The sequence below is a fragment of the Alcanivorax nanhaiticus genome (assembly GCF_000756665.1).
Lineage (GTDB): Bacteria > Pseudomonadota > Gammaproteobacteria > Pseudomonadales > Alcanivoracaceae > Alcanivorax > Alcanivorax nanhaiticus.
On the sequence record NZ_ARXV01000018.1, the window covers coordinates 62,690 to 84,425 of the forward strand.

17 protein-coding genes and 1 pseudogene are annotated in these 21,736 nt (G+C 55.0%); 12 read left to right on the forward strand and 6 right to left on the reverse strand.

The genetic code is table 11. The features are described from left to right. Positions 1-8: 8 nt before the first annotated feature. From Y5S_RS17120 to Y5S_RS17145, 6 genes are read right to left on the reverse strand one after another with little or no spacing between them, the layout of a single operon-like run. Positions 9-302 carry a hypothetical protein gene (locus tag Y5S_RS17120; RefSeq protein WP_035234759.1) on the reverse strand — a complete coding sequence of 98 codons (294 nt, stop codon included), beginning with the start codon at positions 300-302 and terminating at the stop codon, positions 9-11. Next, entirely contained in the window at positions 302-838 is a 537-nt protein-coding gene (locus Y5S_RS17125; protein WP_052041682.1) for an Lcl C-terminal domain-containing protein, read from the reverse strand. The genes Y5S_RS17120 and Y5S_RS17125 overlap by 1 nt, the downstream gene beginning before the upstream one ends. Next, positions 835-2,451: an Lcl C-terminal domain-containing protein gene (locus Y5S_RS17130; RefSeq protein WP_081939812.1), complete on the reverse strand. Its 1,617-nt coding sequence runs from the start codon at positions 2,449-2,451 to the stop codon at positions 835-837. Before Y5S_RS17130 ends, Y5S_RS17125 begins: the two co-directional genes overlap by 4 nt. Before the next feature lie 28 nt (positions 2,452-2,479). Continuing rightward, complete coding sequence (locus Y5S_RS17135) at positions 2,480-4,690, reverse strand: DNA topoisomerase III (protein ID WP_035234763.1); 2,211 nt, start codon at positions 4,688-4,690, stop codon at positions 2,480-2,482. Continuing rightward, positions 4,690-5,019 (reverse strand): hypothetical protein, encoded by a 330-nt coding sequence (locus Y5S_RS19905; protein ID WP_065130345.1) that lies wholly within the window; start codon positions 5,017-5,019, stop codon positions 4,690-4,692. The genes Y5S_RS17135 and Y5S_RS19905 overlap by 1 nt, the downstream gene beginning before the upstream one ends. Then, entirely contained in the window at positions 4,998-5,675 is a 678-nt protein-coding gene (locus Y5S_RS17145) for a hypothetical protein (RefSeq protein WP_035234765.1), read from the reverse strand. Before Y5S_RS17145 ends, Y5S_RS19905 begins: the two co-directional genes overlap by 22 nt. 230 nt (positions 5,676-5,905) lie before the next feature. On the opposite strand from Y5S_RS17145, the gene mobH reads away from it, so the two are divergent. The 12 genes and pseudogenes from mobH to Y5S_RS20045 all read left to right on the forward strand — a co-directional run. After that, positions 5,906-8,782, forward strand: a complete 2,877-nt coding sequence (gene mobH, locus Y5S_RS17150) for a MobH family relaxase (protein ID WP_197055171.1) — start codon at positions 5,906-5,908, stop codon at positions 8,780-8,782. Beyond that, positions 8,779-10,638: a conjugative transfer system coupling protein TraD gene (gene traD / locus Y5S_RS17155; protein ID WP_035234767.1), complete on the forward strand. Its 1,860-nt coding sequence runs from the start codon at positions 8,779-8,781 to the stop codon at positions 10,636-10,638. The genes mobH and traD overlap by 4 nt, the downstream gene beginning before the upstream one ends. 49 nt (positions 10,639-10,687) lie before the next feature. Further along, the gene (locus Y5S_RS17160; protein ID WP_231552734.1) at positions 10,688-11,233 is read left to right on the forward strand and encodes a hypothetical protein; all 546 of its coding nucleotides are present in this window, start codon (positions 10,688-10,690) and stop codon (positions 11,231-11,233) included. Further along, positions 11,190-11,819 (forward strand): DUF4400 domain-containing protein, encoded by a 630-nt coding sequence (locus tag Y5S_RS17165; protein WP_035234771.1) that lies wholly within the window; start codon positions 11,190-11,192, stop codon positions 11,817-11,819. The genes Y5S_RS17160 and Y5S_RS17165 overlap by 44 nt, the downstream gene beginning before the upstream one ends. 472 nt (positions 11,820-12,291) lie before the next feature. Further along, complete coding sequence (gene traL / locus Y5S_RS17170) at positions 12,292-12,573, forward strand: type IV conjugative transfer system protein TraL (protein WP_035234773.1); 282 nt, start codon at positions 12,292-12,294, stop codon at positions 12,571-12,573. Beyond that, the gene (locus tag Y5S_RS17175; protein WP_035234775.1) at positions 12,570-13,187 is read left to right on the forward strand and encodes a TraE/TraK family type IV conjugative transfer system protein; all 618 of its coding nucleotides are present in this window, start codon (positions 12,570-12,572) and stop codon (positions 13,185-13,187) included. The genes traL and Y5S_RS17175 overlap by 4 nt, the downstream gene beginning before the upstream one ends. Next, on the forward strand, positions 13,184-14,125 hold the full coding sequence (locus tag Y5S_RS17180; protein ID WP_052041684.1) for a TraK domain-containing protein: 942 nt from the start codon (positions 13,184-13,186) through the stop codon (positions 14,123-14,125). Before Y5S_RS17175 ends, Y5S_RS17180 begins: the two co-directional genes overlap by 4 nt. Then, entirely contained in the window at positions 14,122-15,450 is a 1,329-nt protein-coding gene (locus tag Y5S_RS17185; protein WP_035234777.1) for a TrbI/VirB10 family protein, read from the forward strand. The genes Y5S_RS17180 and Y5S_RS17185 overlap by 4 nt, the downstream gene beginning before the upstream one ends. A 10-nt stretch (positions 15,451-15,460) precedes the next feature. Then, positions 15,461-16,012: a type IV conjugative transfer system lipoprotein TraV gene (traV, locus tag Y5S_RS17190; protein ID WP_035234778.1), complete on the forward strand. Its 552-nt coding sequence runs from the start codon at positions 15,461-15,463 to the stop codon at positions 16,010-16,012. Positions 16,013-16,034: 22 nt separating this feature from the next. Next, the gene (traA, locus tag Y5S_RS17195; protein ID WP_035234780.1) at positions 16,035-16,412 is read left to right on the forward strand and encodes a TraA family conjugative transfer protein; all 378 of its coding nucleotides are present in this window, start codon (positions 16,035-16,037) and stop codon (positions 16,410-16,412) included. Between the two features lie 218 nt (positions 16,413-16,630). Continuing rightward, positions 16,631-18,730 (forward strand): annotated as a pseudogene (locus Y5S_RS20195) (Ig-like domain-containing protein); the annotation flags it as partial. A 9-nt stretch (positions 18,731-18,739) separates the two neighbouring features. Further along, positions 18,740-21,736: hypothetical protein (locus Y5S_RS20045; RefSeq protein ID WP_456236282.1), on the forward strand; the 2,997-nt coding region annotated here is incomplete at its 3' end.

Below are 21,736 nucleotides of genomic sequence, written 5' to 3' on the forward strand. Positions count from 1 at the left end.
TGGTGGGTTTAGGCAGCTTGCTCGTTGTCGATAGGGCGCACCATCCACTGACGCTTTTCGCTTCGACGCTCGGTAGGCAGGTGGTAACGAATGTAACCCTGCTCTACCAACTCATCGAGTAGCTCATCGAAGTGACAAGCCCCTTGTGAGCATTCCTGGCGAGCTTTTGATATGCCTTTCTGGTCCATCCTTCCATTTTCAGCCAGAGGAACCAGCGTGGCGAGCAACTCTAACCCTTCCATTGATAGTTGGTCATCCACAAACAGGTGTTCTGCTACTACAGTGAATTCTATCGCTGGCATTAATTGCTCCTTACTACTCGAATGTGACGTAACTCTGTAACTTCCGGGCTAAGATCAGAGCCCGTGGCAAAATCTATGCTGTAGCCGCCATCAGCATTTCCGGAATCGTCAACTCGCGCTGTAGAACTCCAGTAAGTGGCCGAAGGCGTGTCCGGGAAAAACTCCAAATTGATTGCTGGGCTGTGGCACTGTGGATCCACCAGAGACCCCAGTTCCTTAATGTTCGGCAGCCGCCAATCAGCATGGCCGCCGAGACCACCACTGGAGTTGAACTGCTCAACAGTGGTGAGCGCATCATCCCAGTCCAAGTTTGCCGCGACACCGCTGCAACCACCTGATGACCAGTTCTGACCAATACTGCACGTTGCCCACATCAAGCCGGTTTTCGCATCGGTTATAGTTCCATCGCCGTGGTCGATGTATTGCTCCGGGTCAATGCGAGGCTTAATTGTACTGTCCTTGCAAACCTGCGCCATAACATGGGTATTGGCAAACACTGTAACGACAGCACAAAAGATAAGAGTAGGGGTTCTCATTGTTTACTCCTTACGGCCATGAAGCCTTGGTAATAGCTTTTCTGACAAAGTTCGACTTCCCCATCCTGGTAGTCATAGCACCAGGCAGAGGCTTCATTGTCGGCAGCCGGGGTGCCGCTGAGGTAACTCACCGAAGATTTAAGGTTTGAGAAGAATGCACCTTCGGGACGCATTGTTCCGTCCAGCTTGTCGTAGTTGGCGAGAGAGCGGAGTTCGCTGACTTCAGGCATCCGCCAGTCATCGAAGCCGCAGGTGCCTTGCAGGTTCATCTCCTGGATGTAGGCGGCGGTATCACAATGCAGATTGAACCGGCGTCCACCGCTGTAACGGAAACCGCAGTACCCATATTCGGCAGTCACGGGCTCGTCTTTATCCAGCCTGTTATCAGAGGTTCTGAGATAGCCTGAGTTGCCGCCGTTGTTCTCAGCCTCTTCATTGTGCCAGCCGTAGACAAAGTTCCCCGCCCGCCACTGTTCGCCAGTTGGCGTGTTCAGCACCGTAGCGCCGTCGCCATCGGTTGACTCGATGGTGAAATCAGCCTGCTTGTTTTCCCAGACCAATCCAGTGACGTTATCTCGGACGCAACTCCATGAGCTGGCTGAAGAGGGGAGGGGGTTACCGTTAAGGTCGAGCTTCGTGTAAGAGAAGCCTGCGTGTCCGTCAGTGGACAATTGGGCTCCATCTGCATCCCGGCCAAAGGACGCATCTTGCCCTGGGTGACTGGAGGGCTCGAACGCAAGGTCGCCAACCACACCGTCACTGTAGCTGGTCAAGCCGGTATCGTTGAGTGTGGTGTCACCCAGAATGACAACCGTGTGCGTCGAATTGCCGTCTGAGGACACCACGCCGTTTTCAGGTTGTTCCAACGATACAAACACAGTTTCGCCGCCCTCGGGGATTGTGTCCGGGAGAATGGCAAGCTCTATCTCTTTGAAGGTCTCGCCGACAGCGAAAGTCAGGTGGGTATCACCATCCAACTGGTAGTCACCGTTTTCGAGTGCAGTACCGCTGAGAGAAATGCTGGCAGAGACCTCAAACCCGCTGGGAGCTGACAGGGACACCGGAACGATCACTGAACCCACGGTCTCCGATACGGATTGCTGTTCCATGTCAAAGGCAATCTCTGGCGCGTCGTCGTCATTGCGCAGAGTGACTGTGGCAGTTTTCCCTCGGGTACTGAGGTCAGCGTTCGTGGCCGACTCCAGGTGTACCTTGAAGGTTTCATCCGGCTCGTGGATGTCATCACTTTGCACCGTCAGGACAATTTCAGCACGGCGCGTACCAGCAGGAATCGTCAGCTTCCCGCCAGAAGCAGCGTAGTCCTCGCCATTCACGGCAGTCACATCTTCAAACGAGTAGGTTATTTCCACATCCTCACTGGGGGTCGCCGAAAGGCTAATCGGTAGCGTCAGTTCAGTGTTCCCCCGGCTACCCTCGTTCACACTGGCCCCATCGACAGACACCATGGGGGTGGTGCTTTGTTCGTTTGTTGTATCGCTACCATCCTCACTAGCTCCACCGCACCCTGTCAGGGCAATGGAGATAAAGGCAGACAGTGCGCAAACGCGACCTATAGGTTTGTTGCATCGGTTAACTTTGCTCCGGTAGAGCATAGGCGTTCTCCTTCTAGTTAATCAGTCGTTATAAGCTGTTTTTTTTGCGCCGGGACTTGATTGGCTTGATGCCGGTGCAGTTGGGGTAATTTGAGCAGCCCCAGAACGAAGAGGCTTTCTTTCCGTCCTTCGGCTTCCCTTTGCGTCGTAACATGGGCGAGTCGCACTCCGGGCACTTAGGAGCGTTCTTCGGCGGCTCGTTCGCCGTGGCCGGGTTAACCGGCTTTCCACGGTTGTCGTTGTAGGTTTTCTTGCAGGCAGGGTTCTGACAGCCCCAGAAGAAGCCTTTCGAGCCCCGGATGCGGTTCATCTCACCGCCGCAGTTGAAGCAATCGTGTGTAGGCGGCTTTGCTCCCTCGAATGCCTTGGAAAGAGGCCCACCATCTTGGGTTAGCGCCGCCGAGTTGGCCTTGAGCTGGTCCACCAGCTTGCAGATCCACTGGGAAATCTGGTTCATGAAAACGGTCATATTGCCGTTGCCTGAAGCGATCTTCTCCAGTTCCTGTTCCCAGGCCGCTGTCATCCCCGGAGACTTGATGGCTGGCGGTAGAACCGTGATCAGTGCGTGAGCCTTGTCTGTGGCAATCAACACCTTCTTCTGGCGCTTGAAGTATCCCTTGTCCACGGCCCCCTGGATGATGCCTGCCCGAGTCGCTGGAGTTCCAAGGCCAGCCGTATCCTTCAGGATCTGGCGGAACTTCTCCTCAGTGACGAACCGGGCAATATTCTCCATGGCCGCCAATAGTGACGACTCAGTGAAATGTGCCGGTGGACGAGTCATTTTGTCCTCAAGCAACGAATCACGAATCATCGCGGGCTCGCCATGATTGACCCGAGGCAATTTCTCTTGCTCCTTCGGATTGTCGTTCTGATCGGAATCATCTTCCGGAGAGCTTTCACTGTCGGAGTTGAACAGCACCTTCCAGCCTTGCTTGGTCGGTGTTTTACCTGTGGCCGCGAACAAGTGGTTGCCGCAGGTAACCTCGATGTTGGTACGGTTGAATTCAAAGGCGCTGTAGAACTGTGCTATGTAAAAGCGCCGTATTGCGTCATAGAGGTTGAACTCAACCTCGGACATCTTGGTAATGTCTGTTCGTGCCGGTGTGGGAATGATCGCGTGGTGCGCGGTTATCTTCTTGTCATTGAAGGCGCGAGACTTGCGGTTCGGATCAGCACCAGCCACGAGTCCGGATACGCTTTGGTCGGACAGGATCAGCCCCTGAAGGATGTCAGGAATGTCCTCTCGTTGCGATTCAGGCAGGTAGCGGCAATCGGTACGCGGGTACGTGGTAGCTTTGTGCGTTTCGTACAGAGCTTGAGCGGCATCGAGAACCTGCTGAGCTGTGTATCCCCAGCGTTTGCTGGCGTACTGCTGGAGTGAGGTCAGATCGAAGGGCAGGGGAGCAGATTCCTTCCCGGCCTTTGTTTCGGCCTTACTGATAATGGCCTGAGCACCTTTTACCTGTGCGGCCACCTGCTCAGCGTATGTCTTGTTAGTACAACGGCCATGATCATCGCTGCATTCTTCAGGAGCTACCCAGTTGGCGGTGAACTGACCGTTCTGCACAGAGACGCCAACGGTTAGTGTCCAGAACGGAGAGGGCTTGAAGTTGGCGATCTCTCGGTCACGCTGACAAACGAGTGCCACGGTGGGCGTGATGACCCGGCCTACATGCAGCGTCTGATTGAAACCCACATCGCGGGTCAGGACGGTGTATAGCCGACTGACGTTCATGCCAATCAACCAATCCGCCCGCTGGCGGGCCATAGCGGCGTAGTAGAGCGGCATGGTATCGTGCCCGTCCCGGATGTTTGCCAGGGCCTTACGGATGCTGCTCTCGTCCAGAGCGGTTAGGCATACGCGCTTCACTGGCCCTGAGTAGCGCGTTCTGTCCATGAGGGACCGAGCAATAGCCTCACCTTCCCGATCATAGTCGGTAGCGATGTAGACCGTTGAGGCTTTCTTCAGCAACCCTTCGATGACTTTGAACTGCTTGAAGCCTGTTTTTCGGACCTTGGACTTCCAGCTATCAGGCGCTATCGGAAGTGTTTCGAGTGACCATGACTTGAAGCGTTCGTCATAGTCATCAGGCATGAACATTTCGAGCAGATGCCCGTAGGCCCAAGTGATCGTTCGGTTATTCCCGTCATGCAGGAAACCTTCGCCCCGCTGGCGTACTCCCAGCACTGCTGCCAGGTCGTTCGCCTGGGATGGTTTTTCACAAAGATAGAGTTCCATTACCCCTCCTGTTTCTTCTGAGGTTCAACAACCAGATAACGAACGGAGGAAGAGGCAACGGATCCAGCAGAATCATCGTCGGTCAGCAAAGACTGGTGACGGGAAAACTCCGCTTCCATTAAGGATTTCCATGGAATGACCAAAGGCCGGATTTCGTCGTAATCCTGAGCCAAGCTCTCAAGAATGCCGGTGATTACACACATAGCGTCACGAGGGGTGCCTCGCGAACCGGCCTCTTCCAACATTATGTGCAGCGCGTCGTAGAGTTCGGCCTTTCGGTCCAGTGCATCCTCGCTGCTGGGAGGCACTACTTGCTGAGCGCTGCGCATGGGTTCACCCGAGACTTGGGACGGACGCTCTCACGAACAATGTCACGTTGAAACGAACTGATCTCAGTGCCAGTGCAGAAGCCAGTCCATGCGACCAGGTACGCTTTGTAGTCGTGCTCTGGCGCGGCGCAGGAGCCCTGGAGGATGTCGGGAACATTGGCTTCCCCACCGTGGCGAGTCACAAAGCGCCAGTCGGCCTCGTCCATACCCTTGCCACCATCACAGAAACGCTCCCATCGGGAGAGTTCGTAGAGGGAGTAACCTTCTTTACCCTTGGGCTCGCCGGAATCATCGCTGGTCGAGGAGTCCTTCACAGTGACGTTGACGACAGGCTTTTGTTTCTTGGCGCTGTCAATCGCATCGACCGCCTCAGCGATGTTGCTGGGGGTGTACGGGTTAGCTGCATCGGTCTTCGGTATAGACGCCTTGCTGCCGGAATCATAGAGGTTGCCTTCGCCCAGAACGTGAATGTAAGCCGGTTGACGAACAGCCGCGCCACCGCGTCCCATGTTGTCCCATGAGAGAGTCAGGTCTCGGGTGACTCGCTCCTGCTTTGTTTCGACGACTTTGGGTTCAGGCTTTTGCTTGGGCTCCGGGGAGCTGGCGCAACCAGCCACCAGAGCAACACTGATAAAAAGGAGGGGGATCCGCTTCATTGAGTATTTCCTGTTCAATCAAAAAAAGACCCCGTAAGTCTACGGTGTCACGGACTGAACACAGGCAGCTCTAATTACCCAATTTGGACAGAAACGCGGTTCAGGGTCGATTTCAAAATCTGGGAGGATTAGCCATCCCCAAAATAACTTGGTTTGGTCTAGTCCGAATGTTGAGCACCCTGAAAGGTATATTTGGCCGAACTGCGCCCACAGAGCAAAAGAAGGGCGCGTTGGCCGTAGTAGATGAATATGACGAGGAAATCCCTCGATACCCGCCGTTCGCCAAAGGTTTGCCCGTCGCCCCCATTGATAAGGTGGTGGCAACGCAAGATGAACTGGTGGAGCGTATCCGCAATGCGTTGGGCTTCAATCGGGAGCAACACCAGGAGCTGATCCTCCCGGTGATTCATCGGTACGCAGAATTTGTGCATTTGTTGCCAGCATCTGAGGCGCATCACCACCGGGGCGCTGGCGGTTTGTTCCGGCACGGCCTTGAGGTGGCCTTCTGGGCCGCCCAAGCGTCCGAGGCCGTTATCTTCTCGATGGAAGGCTCTCCGCGTGAGCGCCGGAACAATGAGCCGCGTTGGCGTTTGGCAAGCTGCTTCTCGGGCCTGCTGCATGACGTAGGCAAGCCCCTGTCTGATGTGTCCGTAACGGACAAAGATGGTTCTGTTACCTGGAATCCGTATGCGAACACGCTATATGGCTGGGCGGCACACCATAAAATCGACCGGTATTTCCTGCGCTGGCGGGACAACCGCCACAAGCGGCATGAGCAGTTCTCACTGCTGACCATCGAGCGGATCATTCCGCCCAACGTCCTGCAATACCTATCGGAAGCTGGCCCGGAGATTCTTGAGGCTATGCTGGAGGCAATAGCGGGCACCAGCACAAATCAGCCAGTCACCAAGCTCATGTTGAAGGCTGACCAGGAGAGTGTTGCCCGCGACCTCAAGCAAAGTCGTTTGGATGTGGACGAGTTTTCCTATGGCGTCCCAGTCGAGCGGTACGTGTTCGATGCTATCCGCCGCCTAGTCAAAACAGGCAAATGGAAGGTCAACGAGGCTGGCGCTCGCGTATGGCACCTGCACCAAGGGGTCTTCATCACCTGGCGGCAGTTGGGTGATCTATACGAGCTGATCTCCAAGGACAAGATACCTGGTATCCCCCGCGACCCTGACACGCTGGCGGACATCCTAATCGAGCGTGGCTTTGCCATTCCTAACAAGGTGCCAGGGAGCAACGGCGAATCAGCGCATTATCGCTACTGGGAAGTATGCCCTGACGTGCTCCAAGAGGGGCGTCCTGCCGGGTCGGTGAAACTCCTCGGTTTGCGGCTTGAGTCCCACGAGCTGGTATTTACAACAGAGCCTCCGGCACCAGTGAAGGCTGTCATCGTCGGCGAGAGGGAAGAGCCGGAGATTCATTTTGCAGACCTCGACGGTGACACTGAAGGCCAGCAATCGGCCTCAGAGAGCGCTGATCCTGATGGCGACGGTGAGGAGTCCGGTGGCGAAGTACAGTCAGGAGAGTCGCGTCCGAGCGGGTTGGAGGATGCGTATGAAGTGGCTGCAAGCGTTCCTGAGATTGGTGCTGACGGTGCAAACCCGCTTGACGGTCTGATGGGGGGAGCTGACGGGATGGACTTCCCGTTTGATGCCTTTGGGATGGACCAACCAGCCCAGGATGCTCCAGCAGCACCAGCAGCTCCTGAAGAGGGCTCTCCTGCATCTTCCCAAGGTGATGAAATGCCTCCGGTGGTGGATGAGATACCTGGCAGTGTCCCAGAGGATAACTCCGAGCCGCCCTTCATGGATGAGCCATCATTCATGGATGCACCGCCGATGGACCCCAATTCCATGATGGGCTCCCCTGAGCCTCCATCTCCTACCGGCAAGCCAATGCCTGCAATGGCAGACATGTTCGCATCGACGGATGAGACCGCTTTGGACGTTAGCAGCCTGTTCCCTGGTCAGAGCCCTAAAGGGACAGGCGGTGGAAATAGTGCCAAGGCTGCCAAGAAAAACGGTTCACCCAAGCCAGCCGAGAAGGGCAAGGCAGCGCCGCTGAAAGCGGCAGTGCAGCCAGCGGCGGATGGGGACAAGGCCCCGTCACCCAAGGTGGAGAAGAAACAAGCGAGAGCGAAGCTCGATGCTGCGCTGAGAGGCTTGCCCTCTAACGTCCAGAAGATACTTGAACAGGCAATTTTCCCCGTTCTTTCTGGCGAGAAGCTGTTGGGCGACGTGCTCTGCATGTTCCAAGGGCAGGCAGCCATCCTCTATCCAGAAGGGGCTGACGCTCTTGGCGGGGCATCTGAAGTGCTTTCCAGTCTTTGGGATGCTGGCGCGGTAGCCGGAGACCCGGTAATGCCAGGCAAGAAAATTCAGACGTTCAAAGGGATGAAAGGGCTGGTGCTTGCACCGGGTATCTCATCGCTGGTTGTCGATGCTCTGAATGAAGCCGAATCAAGCATGGAAGGGATACAGGATGTGCTTCTTGGGGGTGCTGGCGGGCGGAAGAACAAGAAAGCGCCGAAGGCTGGCAAGAAGAAGCCCACATCGAGCGAGCAGGGCAACCGAAAAGCTGGAGGTCATGATGCACAGAGTTCAGCGGCGAAGCAGCCAGAGAAAAAGGTACACACGGAAAAAGCTCAGACGGAATCTGTGCAGCCGAAACAAAACAGCACACCGGTTCGCCGTCCAGAGAAATCCGTAACGCCACCTCCCAGTCGCCCTGAGCCCAAACCGGCCAAAAAAGAAGTGGACATCCCAGAGATTGAAGAGAACACGCTGCTTCCGAAAGGGCGAGGCCAGATGACGGCGGATTTTGATGACATCAAGCCCAAAACAATGACCGTTGAGGCGGCTATTGCACAGCTAAAAGAGATGATTCTGAAGCGTGAAGGGCGCTGGATAACCAGCGCTGTCACGAAGGAAGGAGGGTTCCTGGTTACTAGCGGAAAGTCACTGGACATCATTGCCGGTGAGTTTGCCGACCTGAGTAAACATAACCTGCGAGGTCACCTGAAGAGAGGCCAGGCTGATCCGCCCATGATGTATAAGCAGGGCAAATTGTATTTGGTCCTGAAGGAGAACAACGAAGCATGAAATATAACGCTCTTGAATATGAAATGCCCTGGCGGCCTAACTACGAGAAACAGGCTGTAGCTGGGTGGCTGGCCGCGAGTGCGGCAGCGGTAGCCGTGAACCACTACAGCCCCATGCCATCCGACCCCTTCTACTGGATGACAGGCATCTGCGGTGTAATGGCGATGGCCCAGTTACCCAAAGCCATTCGACTGGCGAACCTTCAGAAGCACCTGCGGGGTAGGGAACTGGAGTTCATCAGCATGAAGGAGCTACAAAAGACCATTAAGGGCCATCCAACTGAAATGTGGGTTGGCTCAGGTTTCGATTGGGAGAATCGGCACACACAACGAGCCTTTGAAATTCTCAAACGGGACTGGTCGAGTATCGTCAACTTTGAAACCACGACAGAGAAGGTCGTGCGCCTGGCAACAGGCAAAAAGAAGAAGCCGAAACCGATTGGTGCTCCGTGGATCCATGGGTTGGAGCCTCAAGAACAGACACTGATGCAGGACTTGGATCACGCCGAAGGCCATACGCTGATTGTAGGCACCACGGGTGCCGGTAAAACCCGTATGTTCGACATCATGATTTCTCAGGCCATCATGCGTGGTGAGGCTGTGATCATTATCGACCCGAAGGGCGATAGGGATATGCGCGACAAGGCCCGCCGCGTGTGTGAGGCGATGGGCGAACCTGAAAAATTCATCTCTTTCCACCCGGCGTTCCCTGAAGAGTCTATCCGTATTGACCCGCTGAGAAACTTCACTCGTGTCACGGAAATTGCGAGCCGTCTGGCAGCACTCATTCCCTCCGAGGCGGGAGCGGATCCATTCAAGAGCTTTGCCTGGCAGGCTTTGAATAATATTGCTCAGGCCCTGGTTATGACTTACCAGCGCCCGAACCTTGTACTGTTGAGACGATTCCTGGAAGGCGGGCCAGCCGGGTTGGTTATCAAGGCCGTAGAAGCCTATGCAGAGCAAGTCATGCCTGAGTGGGAGGCCGAAGCTGAGCCTTACAGAGAAAAGGTCAAAACCGGCAGCAAAGAGAAGAAAGCCTTCGCGATGCTACGTTTCTATTACGATGTGATTCAGCCGGTTCAGCCAAGCTCAGAGCTTGAAGGCTTGCTCAGCATGTTCCAGCACGATTCAACGCACTTCTCGAAGATGGTGGCGAACCTGCTGCCGATCATGAACATGCTCACCTCTGGCGAGTTGGGCAAGATGCTGTCCCCGGATGCGGGCGACTTGAACGATACTCGCGGAATCACCGATACCGCAAAGATCATCAACAATGGACAGGTGGCATACATCGGCCTGGACTCGCTGACCGATAGCATGGTGGGCAGTGCAATTGGTTCCATAATGCTGTCCGACCTGACCGCTGTTGCCGGTGATCGCTACAACTTCGGTGTGAACAACCGGGTGGTGAACATCTTTGTTGACGAGGCCGCAGAGGTCATCAACGACCCGTTCATCCAACTCCTGAACAAAGGTCGAGGTGCAAAACTTCGACTCTTCGTTGCAACCCAGACCTTCTCCGACTTCGCGGCTCGTATGGGCAGTAAAGATAAGGCTATTCAGGTCTTGGGGAACCTCAATAACAAATTTGCTTTGCGTGTGCTGGACACCGAGACACAGGAATACATCACCAGCAACCTGCCCAAAACCCGCGTGAAATATGTCATGAGGACACAAGGCCAAAACACGCATGGGGATGAGCCAATCATGCACGGGGGTAACCAGGGTGAGCGACTCATGGAGGAGGAATCAGACCTGCTTCCTCCCCAGTTGCTGGGGATGCTCCCGAACCTTGAGTTCTTTGCAACGATCTCTGGTGGGAGGCTGATTAAAGGCCGACTGCCAATCCTTCAATAAGTACGTCGCCATGGCAGGCAGTGAAACACGAAAGTATGAGGTTACTCCGATGGCAAAACAGCACCCCTACGCACGGGTGATAGAAGGTCTCAAGGCAAGAGGCCGGAAGAACGCAGAGCTGCTGACGCTTCTGCAATTTGATTGGCCGGTGTCCCGCTTCGTTCTTGAAAAGATCAGCGAATACATCAGCGACCAGATTTGCGCCGATGAAGAGCCAGTGATTTACGAAATCATTGAAGGGGCACTCATTCGTTACAGCGAAGTCGTCCATTTCAAAGAAGGTAAGAAGATACCAGACCCCGTGCGCTTTGGGGTCTTTATCGAGGCGCTGATTTCAGAAACGTCCCGAATTATGGAGATTGAGATACAAGATGACGAAGGCTCTGCCTGGAATGTCGGCAGCGGGACCAGCTTCTGCGAGTGGTACAGCACACATTCCGGGGGCTTGAATATCTACCCAAAGCTCCATGAGAACGAGAAAAGTCTAAGGTCGGTTCTGTACGAGCTGATTACCAGTGAACAGATCCGCAGTGTATTGAGGAGAGTCAATTATGAAGAAGCCGTTGTGGCTGGTGGCATGGCTACTGGTCATTGAGATCCTGGTCATCCTGTTGTTGGTGCCAGGTGATTGGACCGACAAGGCAATTGAGAAAGAGAGTGCGCTGGTGGAGGCAAGCCTCGGAAGTGAGTCCCGGTACTGGATAAGAGAACAGGCAGAGTCATGGTATCAAAGCGTCATGATCGACTCGGGGTTCTACGAAGGCATGTATTACACGCTTATCCCGACCGAGGAGCAACGCAAGAACTCCCGAGGCATGGAGAATATGGGAACGTGGTGGTTCGTGTGGGCGAAAGGTCGAATGGAGGCGTTAGCCAACGTGGTATACCAGTTCATGACCAGGACGGCGCTGTTTATGACTTGGGCGCCGTACATGCTGATACTGCTGCTCCCGGCCATCTACGATGGGATGATGACCTGGCGTATCAAGAGGACAAACTTCGATTACGCCTCTCCCATTATTCATCGTTACGGGATCCGTTTCACCGGCTACCTGGTGCTGGGCTTGGGAATCGCATTCTTTGCGCCAATTGCGCTGAACCCAATCATCATACCCATCGTCATGATGATCTGCTGTGTGCTGATTGGACTCACCATGGGTAACCTGCAAAAACGAGTGTGAAACATCGGATGGCCGACGCCACCCGAAAATCTTTCACATGTGAAAGTTCACTTTTCTCGCTGGCGGACGCTTTGCGCCCAAAATGGGCAATTCGGCGTCCGTCGATTTCCTTCCCTCTGGGTGACAATGCGTTCATGGGTAATGAGCACTAGAGAGGTAACCATGAATCACGTCGCTCAAGAACATCCGAAATGTGAATCCAGTAGCGCAGGCATTGTGTCCGCGTGGGTTTTCTGGAATGCGCTATTTCTCGGTGGTCTCGTATTTGGCCTGGAAGCATCTGGATACAGCGTTCTCGGCGCTTTGACATCCGTATTCTGACAGGCGTAGCCACCCCTCCTATCCCTTAGCGGCCCTCGTGGCCGCTTTTTTTTTGCCAACCGGCTGGAATTGCCCAAAAAGGGTGAGAACGGATGCCAGCTTACTTCCCGATGTATCAGAAAATAGCCCGAGAAATCAAAAGGGGAGGTTTATGAAACCTGTAAAAATTCCAAGACGAGTCGATGAACCGCCGCACCTGATGATGTGGAGTGCGGATGAACTGGCTCCCATGCTGATAGGCCTTGTTATCGGGGTAGTTCTGGGTAAGGCATTCATCTGTACGGTTATCGGTCTTGTCATTACGAACCTTTACCGAAAATTCAGAGATAACCATCCAGACGGTTATCTCCTTCACATGTTGTATTGGACGGGACTGCCGATGACGAAATCCAAGACCTTTAAGAATCCCTACATCCGGAGGTACTTCCCATGAACCTCAAAAGTTACTTGAAGTCGTGGGAAGGGACGCAGAACGAAAACAAGTGGGGCCGCATGTTTATCGCGGGCCTGATCGTTGCCGTTTTGGTTCTGATTGGGATGCTCGCTAACAAGCAAACCATCGTGACCATTCAGCCTTTCACTCTCCACGACGAAGCCTGGGTGACCGAGGATGACTCATCGCAAGGCTACAAGGAAGCCTGGGGATTTGCGCTGGCGCAGTTGTTTGGGAACGTCACGCCTTCCAATGTTGGCTTCATCAAAGACCGCATTGATCGCCTGCTTTCGCCCGCTATCTATAACGATGTGGTTAACGTGCTGGAGATGCAGTCTCAGCAAATCCGCAATGACCGCGTGAGCATTCGTTTTGAACCCAGATTTGTAGAGTACGAACCGAAGAGCGAAAAGGTCTTCGTTTACGGCTATTCGTTCACCAAAGGTATGTCCAACGAATCCGAAGTCCGTACTGACAGAACCTACGAGTTTGAAATAGCCATCTCAAACTATATCCCCGTTATTGACTTCATGGATACCTATGAAGGACGCCCTCGGACTGAGGATGTGCTGGAGCGATTGCAACGAAGAGAGGAGCGCCGGAGCGAACGATGAATATGAAAAAAACTATTTTGGCGCTGGCGGTGGTGCTGTCTGCATCGGCAACAGCCAATGCGCAAGATGCTATTCCTGTGGTTCCGGCCAGCGTCATGAAAAATGCCGCCCAGGAAGCGCGAAAAGTGGGCATCGAGGGTGAAAGCAAGAATAGCCCTGATAGTTCCTATGCAGGGGCAAGCGTGTCTCAGGATCCTGTTCTTACCATGACGCCGGGGGTGAACCAGATTATCCCGGTGGCGATTGGTCACCCTAATCGTATTGTGACGCCTTTTGGCAACCCCGAGGTTGTCTCTACCTCCCTGTCTGGCGGAGAAAAAGAAGGGGAATGTGGCGAAGTCTGCATCAAGGAAAACGTGGTGTACGTTGCAACTGATAAAGAACACCCCGTCACCATGTTTATCACCGAGAAGGGCAGCGAAACACAAGCGCTGAGCCTGACGATGGTTCCGCGCAAGATCCCGCCTCGCGAAGTTTTCCTCAAGCTCGACGGCCAGACTGTCGCTTCTGGGCTTTATTCCAACCCCAAAGCCGAACGCTGGGAGCGCAGCAAGCCATACGTGGAAACTCTTCGTTCCGTGTTCCGTAAGCTGGCGCTGGGAGAAATCCCGCAGGGCTACACCATGAACGCTATCCCCAATACCGTCGCGCCTCCTTACTGCGACCACCCAGGCATGAAGGTTTCGTTCAAGCACGGACAGATGCTCATGGGGCATAGCTTGTCGGTATTTGTAGGGGTGGCGGAAAACACTTCTTCTGACGCGCTGGAGTTCCAAGAAGCCACCTGTGGTGACTGGGATGTAGCGGCTGTGACTACTTGGCCGCTGAAAGTGCTGGAGCCTGGTCAGAAAACTGAAGTGTATGTCGCCCGGAAACAAATGACTGGGCAGGCTCCTGTGACTTCTAAGCGTCCATCGCTGCTAGGAGGTGCGCAATGAGGGGAGCATGGGACAATTTAAACCCCAAACACAAGCGATGGGTCGCCATAGGTCTGGGTGGGGTGGTTATCTTCAGTGTGGTTGCCCTTTTCTCTGGCGGTGAACCAAGCGAGCGGAAAAAGACTTCTCGGGAAGACAGCATCCGCCACATTCTGACTGACACCAATACTCGCGAAGTTGGCATTGATGCTCTATCTGCCGACCTGAAGTTAGTGACTCGTGAAAACGAGACGCTGCGCAGAGACCTTGAGCGTTTTAAAGAAGAGGTGGCTCGTAATTCAGGCCAAGCGTCCGCCGACAAAGCATTGAGCCGTGACCTGGCTCGTATGCAGGAAGAGCTTGAAAAGCTGAAAGATCGCAATAAGGAGCTGGCTGAAGAGGTCAAGAAAGGCAACTCTGCCGCCAGTGAAGGCGAAACAGATCCTCGTGCCCGAGGTGCTACACCGGTCAACACAGCGTCAGCACCAGCACCAGCCGGAGCTGACGGAGAGCTGGATTACAAGAACCCTGAAGACTTCTTCAAGAACGCCCCGGTCCCGGACACCAAGGCAGAAGATGCTGAGAATGAGCGTGGTGCCAGAGGACAAGCTCCTAAGCCAAAAGGGCTGACTATCGCCAGCTACTCTTCCTCGTCAGCGGAGGATGAAGAGGTTGCGGATGTCGATGGCAAGGACGATGAGATGTTCATGCCAGCGGGTTCCATCATCACTGGCGTCCTGATTAACGGTATGGATGCACCGACCGCGCAGGGGGCTCGGCAGGATCCTTTCCCGGCAACACTGCGCATCCAGAAGGAAGCCATTCTGCCGAATAGGTTCCGGGCTGATATTCGCGAATGTTTCTTGATCATCTCAGGCTACGGTGACCTTAGTTCTGAACGCGCATATCTGCGTGGCGAAACGCTTTCTTGCGTGAAAGACAACGGTGATGTCATTGAAACCCCGTTCGATGCTTACGCCGTGGGTGAAGACGGTAAAGCAGGTATTCGTGGTCGCCTGGTCTCCAAGCAGGGACAAATCATCGCCAAATCCTTGATGGCGGGCTTCCTCAGTGGCGCAGCAGAGGCATTCGACGTAAACGCCGTGCCTACCCTCAACCTGGAGAACACAGGGCGGACCCAGTATCAACAGACCGACTTTACCGGCACGTTGGCTCAAGGTGCTGCGGCTAAGGGTGCAAGTAACGCTCTGGATCGAATCGCTCAGTTCTATATCCAGATGGCTGAAGGCATCTTCCCGGTAATCGAAATTGATGCTGGTCGCCAAGTCGAAATCATTGTGACCAAGGGCTCCTCGCTGCGAGTTCGTGGTTCTAAAGCCGAATAAGGGGTGAAAAATGTCGAAAACAACCAAAACGGGCAAAAGCGCGGGCGTGGGTTCGCGATTCCTTTCAGTAACATTCAGGAAGATGTTGATGGTGGGCGGTTTGCTGACCGCGCTCAGTGGCTGTTCGTCCCTCAACATCGGCAGTAGTGAATACGCATGTCCTGGTATGCCAAATGGCGTCCAGTGCATGTCAGCTCGGGATGTCTATGCCGCCACGAACGATGGGCAAGTACCTCGACCGATGAGCCCTGACGAAGCAGAGGCCAAGGCAGAAGGCAACCTAGATGAATCGGGGCAGGGGGCAGCGGCTCCAGGCTCTACAAGAAGTGCGGGGGATGAGGTTATCAACACTTACGTTGCGCCTCGACTCCCAAACAAGCCTGTTCCAATCAGAACACCGGCTCAAGTTATGCGGATATGGGTGGCTCCCTGGGAGGACACGAACGGTGACCTCATCGTGACGGGTTACATCTACACCGAAATTGAGCCGCGACGCTGGGTTATTGGTGACAGCGCGCCGGATAGTGAGCCTGTTATTAGGCCGCTGCAATCAGCAAAGTAAGTTAAAAAAAGGAGCGTTCTTAATGAACATAGTTCAAACAGCCCGTGAAGTGGGCAAATCTCCGGCAGCAGTGACCCTCGGTCTGGTTGCTCTGTCATTTGTGTTTTCTGATGCTGCGTATGCAGGTGGTGGTGGTGCCGAATTCGATGATGTCTGGGCGACCCTCCGTGAGTGGACGGAAGGTACTCTGGGCCGCATTGTAGCCGGTACCATGATCCTCGTGGGTATCATCGGCGGCATCGCCCGTCAGTCTCTAATGGCGTTCGCCCTGGGCGTAGCTGGTGGCATGGGCCTCTACAACACGCCGACCATCATTGAAACCATCATGTCTGCCACTCTGGAGAAAGCCGCGACTGTCACCCCAGCCGTTATGCAGTTGTCCAACGGGCTCGGTGGCTGACACCAAACCGCTAAAAAAACTGATATTTCACCGAAAAGCACCCGGAATAGTGATATTTCGGGTGTTTTTTTGCTCTTTGCGCCCGAAACGGGGAATTGCGCATCCGTGGTTACTGACCGTTGTTCGGTAACCTACATAGTGCGATGAACTTGGAGGGGCAACCTATGAAATCACTAAAACGCGGCGCTATTACTGCAACCGGGGTGCTGGCGCTCCTGATGGGAGGCACGGCGCAAGCCGACCTCCTTGAATACTCCTTTTCGGCAGTAGACGGAAGCCAGCGCACTTTGTCACCAGGCGATACCTATGCCAACCCATCTGGGCCTATCACTTTTGCGTTGAGCGCTGGGGTAGACCGGAAGGTGCGGCTTTCCATCATCAGCACCTCGGGCGATGTGGTCGTTTCAAAAACGAGTAAGCTGTTAGGTGCAAATGACCGCATAACCGCTGGAGGCAAAGATTATTATGGTGCATTTTTAAGTATCGCAGGCTTAAATGAGGGCAAATACTCAATTAAGTCGGAGATTCTTTCTGCTCAAGGGCTTTCTGTCCAGTCAGAAACCGAATCATTGGTTGTTGATACTACCGCACCATCTGTTGGTGATTTTTCATGGTCTATGAATTACGGGCGCGGTACGGCTCCTGATGGCCTTCCCATTTTTTCTACTACAGAAGCGAGGCACATTAGCCTTAGTGGAGTCTCGGATAGTCTATCTGGTATAGGCAGTGTAAATTACAAAACCCTCTGGGAAGATGGTCCAAATAAAGGGGAGGTTGCCAAGACTGGAGAGGTGACATATTACCAGGGCGATAAGAAAGCAATGTTGGGTAGTGGAGCGATGAACTCTGGTGCTCAGTACGCGCTTCCTGGGGGCGTTCAATCAAAGAACAGAATACGGTTTGAGGTCAAAGATAAGGCAGGTAACACTGCATCAAAAGATTTCTCCTTTTACAATAATTCTAGCTGTGGCCCAGCGCCAGAGCTTGTTGCAATAGAAGATCCTACTTACTCTGGTTCGTATCTAGGACAGAGTTCATTTAAAGGTTTCCGCCCTGTTGAAAGTCTTTCCAGTGTGCCTGTTAATAAAAACCCATTAAAGGCTGTGTACAAGGTTCCTAGAACGGCATATAGAGGTTTGCCCGAAGGTGCAATTTTTGGGGGCGTGCCCCAAGGTATTACCGATCATGGGCTCAAATATAAAGACTCCCAGTATGCCTATTTCATGGTTGAGGGGCCTGCTGGCACAGATGGCACATTCAACTGGAATGCGTGGGGATGGACTAATTACCATACATGGCGTTGTAGTCCGTTCAGGATTGAAAACCCTCAATTTAATTCACAGTCAAAGCCTCCGAAATGGACTGGTATAAGCGCTTACATAGATGGTCTTGGATGGGTGGGCAGTAGTTATGGGAACCCAGGAGCAGAGGAAGCTGAAGCTCCGCGTAATACCCGTATCTCAAAAATTCGCGTAGACCTTGAGAGTCGGGCGTATACGCAGACTGTTTCAATGTATGAGTCAAGCTGTGATGTCCCGGCAGGAAAAACCCAATGTACTATGAATGTCAATCTTAGCTTCAATCAAGAAGGAACGGTTGGGTATTATCACACCAGACCGGCTGCAACTAAGAAGGATAATCCAGGGCTGCTTTCACAATACAGTCATGTTTGGGAGTGGGATGCTGAAGACCCTGTTGTAAACAACCTGGTAAGTCACGACAAAGTAAATAAGACAGTTATATTCAATGCAACTGAGAGTAATTCGGGCTATACGTGGAATCGAGTCCGACTGGCAAAAGGCGGGCTTACTGCAAAGCAAGGCGATAAGGTTATTCAGAACTTTGATTCAAGAACCATGGATACGTCTGGCGACAATTCAATATTGACAAACTCGTATAAAGGGCTTCCTGATGGAACCTATGATATATATGGGTGGGTAGAAGATAATTATGGAAACAGATCGGAAAAGAAACTTCTGCAAGTAGCTAACGATAACACCGGCCCGTCCCTAAAGATTAATACCCCGGACTCTGGTGAGATTAGAACACTGGATGAAATAACTATTGATGTAACTGATAACTTTTCGGAAAGCCCTAAAATTTCGTCTGTCAATATGAAAGGTGGGCCAGCATCTGATGATATTTATCTATCGGTACGCAAGGAAAGTGAATCACGCTATAGGCTAGAGTATCCAGTTGTCTTCCCAAGTTTGAAAGAAGGTGAAGAATACAGGATCACAGTGGTAGCTGAAGATGATCAGCTAAACGAAACCAGTAAAACTACAAGTTTCACATACAATCCTCCCCAAGTTTCGTTGGCTGATGGCATGGACGGCAAGCTGATGATTCCTGCGGTGACGCAGGAGTTCAAGCGTCTCGATGGCGGCAGCATCATCCAGACCAACCCGCTTACATTGTCAGATGGCTCCACCGTCTCTGGCACTTATGACGTGTTCGCCACGTTGCGTTCGGATGCCGAGGTGCCGCTGGTGGTCAACGGGATCCGGATTGAGCCAGGCCAGACCATGAGCGTCATGAGCCAGCACGACTTCAGCACCTCCGGAGGCCGGATTGACCTGCCACTGCGGCCAGCGGTCGCGGGTGTGGAAGGCTCCTCCAACCTGCAGGTGATGACCAGTGCCCCGAACTCGCCAGTGCTGGTGCTCGATGTGAACACCTGGATCGGCAAGGCCAAGCTGTCTGCCGAGAGCTGGGAAGTGCGCCAGGTCATCGACCCGGTGAACATCAGCGCCTCGCCGGAGGCGGGCGTAGCCTGCCGCCTGACCAGCGACGTGGCCGCCGCGCAGGGCGCGGACGCCGTGCGTGACCCGGTGTGTCTGCTGGAGTGGGAACAGACCCCGGACGAAGCCGAGCCGGTGGAAGCCGAGGTCGGTGGCCTCAAGCTGACCGGTTTGCAGGGCCAGGCGGTGGCGATGGGCGAGCAGCCGGTGAGCTACAGCCTGTACCTGTTCAGCGGCGATGGCCGCAAGATCCGCGTGGGTGGGGGTGAACGCACCCTGACCGTGACCTCTGCCTTTGGCTCAGTGGCCTACAAGCCCATGGGCGACGTGGACGAGGTGTACCGGGTCATCCAGGAGTTCGATGTTCGGATGAAACAGAGCATGGGACCAGCCTGTACGCTGACCCTGGACGCGACACGGGCACAGGACGCAGCGGCCAACCGCCAGGTGGGTAGCGCGGCCAGCACCTGCCTGTTCGAGTGGATCGACATTCCGGACGGGATGCAGCAAGACTCGTACTCGGAGAGTCCGTACCTGTTCGGCACCCTGCGTGAACAGAAGGTGCATACGCTGCGCTGGCGCGTGAGCATCTTCACCCGCAACGGCACCCGCGTCACGCTGGCGACCGAGAGCTACGACATCGAGGCGGTAGACCCGCCGCTGCCGACCGTGGACGTGATGTCCAGCTACCAGTACAGCGACGACCTCTACATGGTGCCCATGCAGGGCGGCTATCTGGGGGACGCGGTGATCGAGGGCGAGCCCTCGCCGCTGGACGTGCGGATGACCCGCGACTCAGAGGTACTGACCAACGAGACCTTCCAGCCGGGACGCAGCATCTACAACAAGGTGTTCCGTCGCATGGAGACCGAGGAAGCCGCGTTGTGGGATGAGACGGTGTTCAACATCGAGGCCGCCTACAACCTGCTGCCGGAAGTGAAAGTCGAGAAAACCCTGCGGGCCATTGCGGTGCCGGGGGACGACATCACACCGCAGATCGACGTAGGCGTAAGCGAAGCGCTGGACACGGCTCCGTTGCCGGTGACGGTACGCATCAGCGACCGCCTGAACCCGGAGATGAGCTACGACCCGGCAGTGATGGGCGAATGGGCCATCCGTCTGGTGCGCGAAGAGAGCTTCGATGAAGTGGTGCCGATGACCGACTTCGTGGACGCGCCGAACGGCGAGGTGCAGTTCAACCTCGACCTGACCGGTATCGAGCGCTCTGTGCGGCTGGTGGCGCAAGCCAGGCTGAAGAGCCCGATTGAGGGCTATGAGCGCATCGAGGACAGCCAGCGGGTGTTCATGACCGTGCTGCGCGGTGGCGCGATTGACGCCAACGTGGAAGGCCGCCGCCTGTCAGGCGCAGCGCCGTTCACCACCATCCTGCAACTGGAGCTGGAGAACCGGGCGGACATGGCCGCAACCGGCGACGTGATCTGGGAAATCAGCGCCGATGACGGGGCCACCTGGGAGAGCCACCGCTCGACCGACCGCAACCGGTTCCGCTGGTACAGAACCTACGACAAGGGCGAGTACCTGGTACGGGCCAAGCTGCTGAACGTCAACTCCGGGGCCGAGTCGTACACCGAAACCATTGAGGTGATCGCCTACGACACCCCGAAGGTGGAGATCGAAGGGGCACGGACCCTGTTCGTGGGCACCGAAGCCACCTACACCGTGAAGGTGACCGGGCCGGATGGCGAGCCGATGGAGAACCCCGTCATCAAGTGGACGCAGGACCGTGGCGAGACCTTCTTCCACGAGGGCGACACCCTGACCCTGACCAGCGAGGAAGCCAAGCGCTTCAGCATGGAAGCGTGGGTACGGGATGCCACGGCTCCGGATGACGACCGCTATGCCTATACCCGTGAGCGGGTGTATGCGGACTTCCGCGTCGTCAAGGGACCGCGAGTGTTCATGACCGGGCCACGAGTGATCGAGACCGGGAAGGAATACGAGTACCTGGTGCGCCTGAGCCTGCCGTACAAGGGCATGGAAGGCGAGGTCGAGGGTTACTTCACCCTGCCGAACGGCGAGAAGGTGGAAGGCGACACGCTGACCTACACGCCGACCGAGGCAGACCTGGCACTGGGCAGCATGGAGCTGCTCTACACCGCCTGGGTGAAGGGCTACCGTGACCAGGGCACCGAGGCCAGCCGCGACATCCGTGCGCGAGTCTGGGAGTACGTGTGGCCGGAGTTCAACCTGTATATGCGCAGTAGCGCCGACATGGCCCCGGCAGAGGTGACCGCACGAGTGCGCGAAATCGCGTTCCGGGGGCAGTTGGACGAGCCGCAGTACCAGTGGGAGTTCCCGGAGAGTGACGCCTTCGTGGTGACCGAGAACCGCTGGGACGACATGCGAACCTTCCAGATCAACGAGCCGGGGACGTATCCGGTGAAGGTGACCATCACCGACGCACGGGGCAACGTGGCCGTGCTGGAAGAGACGCTGGAAATTGGTGAAGCGCCGCCGTATGTGGTGGAAATCAACTACAGCGCCTCGAACGACTACAACCGTGAACCGCTGGAGCTGCGTATGCGGCCCTACGTGACCGGGGGCCACCCCCGCGACCGCGTG

Excerpts from the sequence above, each read along its gene's own strand:
- Y5S_RS17135 (WP_035234763.1), bottom strand. The coding sequence starts at position 4,690 with ATGGAACTCTATCTTTGTGAAAAACCATCCCAGGCGAACGACCTGGCA.
- Y5S_RS17120 (WP_035234759.1), bottom strand. The coding sequence starts at position 302 with ATGCCAGCGATAGAATTCACTGTAGTAGCAGAACACCTGTTTGTGGAT.
- traL (WP_035234773.1), top strand. The coding sequence starts at position 12,292 with ATGAAACCTGTAAAAATTCCAAGACGAGTCGATGAACCGCCGCACCTG.
- Y5S_RS17185 (WP_035234777.1), top strand. The coding sequence starts at position 14,122 with ATGAGGGGAGCATGGGACAATTTAAACCCCAAACACAAGCGATGGGTC.
- traD (WP_035234767.1), top strand. The coding sequence starts at position 8,779 with ATGAAATATAACGCTCTTGAATATGAAATGCCCTGGCGGCCTAACTAC.
- Y5S_RS19905 (WP_065130345.1), bottom strand. The coding sequence starts at position 5,019 with ATGCGCAGCGCTCAGCAAGTAGTGCCTCCCAGCAGCGAGGATGCACTG.
- Y5S_RS17175 (WP_035234775.1), top strand. The coding sequence starts at position 12,570 with ATGAACCTCAAAAGTTACTTGAAGTCGTGGGAAGGGACGCAGAACGAA.
- Y5S_RS17125 (WP_052041682.1), bottom strand. The coding sequence starts at position 838 with ATGAGAACCCCTACTCTTATCTTTTGTGCTGTCGTTACAGTGTTTGCC.
- traA (WP_035234780.1), top strand. The coding sequence starts at position 16,035 with ATGAACATAGTTCAAACAGCCCGTGAAGTGGGCAAATCTCCGGCAGCA.
- Y5S_RS17180 (WP_052041684.1), top strand. The coding sequence starts at position 13,184 with ATGAATATGAAAAAAACTATTTTGGCGCTGGCGGTGGTGCTGTCTGCA.
- Y5S_RS17145 (WP_035234765.1), bottom strand. The coding sequence starts at position 5,675 with ATGAAGCGGATCCCCCTCCTTTTTATCAGTGTTGCTCTGGTGGCTGGT.
- Y5S_RS17160 (WP_231552734.1), top strand. The coding sequence starts at position 10,688 with ATGGCAAAACAGCACCCCTACGCACGGGTGATAGAAGGTCTCAAGGCA.
- Y5S_RS17165 (WP_035234771.1), top strand. The coding sequence starts at position 11,190 with ATGAAGAAGCCGTTGTGGCTGGTGGCATGGCTACTGGTCATTGAGATC.
- Y5S_RS17130 (WP_081939812.1), bottom strand. The coding sequence starts at position 2,451 with ATGCTCTACCGGAGCAAAGTTAACCGATGCAACAAACCTATAGGTCGC.
- traV (WP_035234778.1), top strand. The coding sequence starts at position 15,461 with ATGTCGAAAACAACCAAAACGGGCAAAAGCGCGGGCGTGGGTTCGCGA.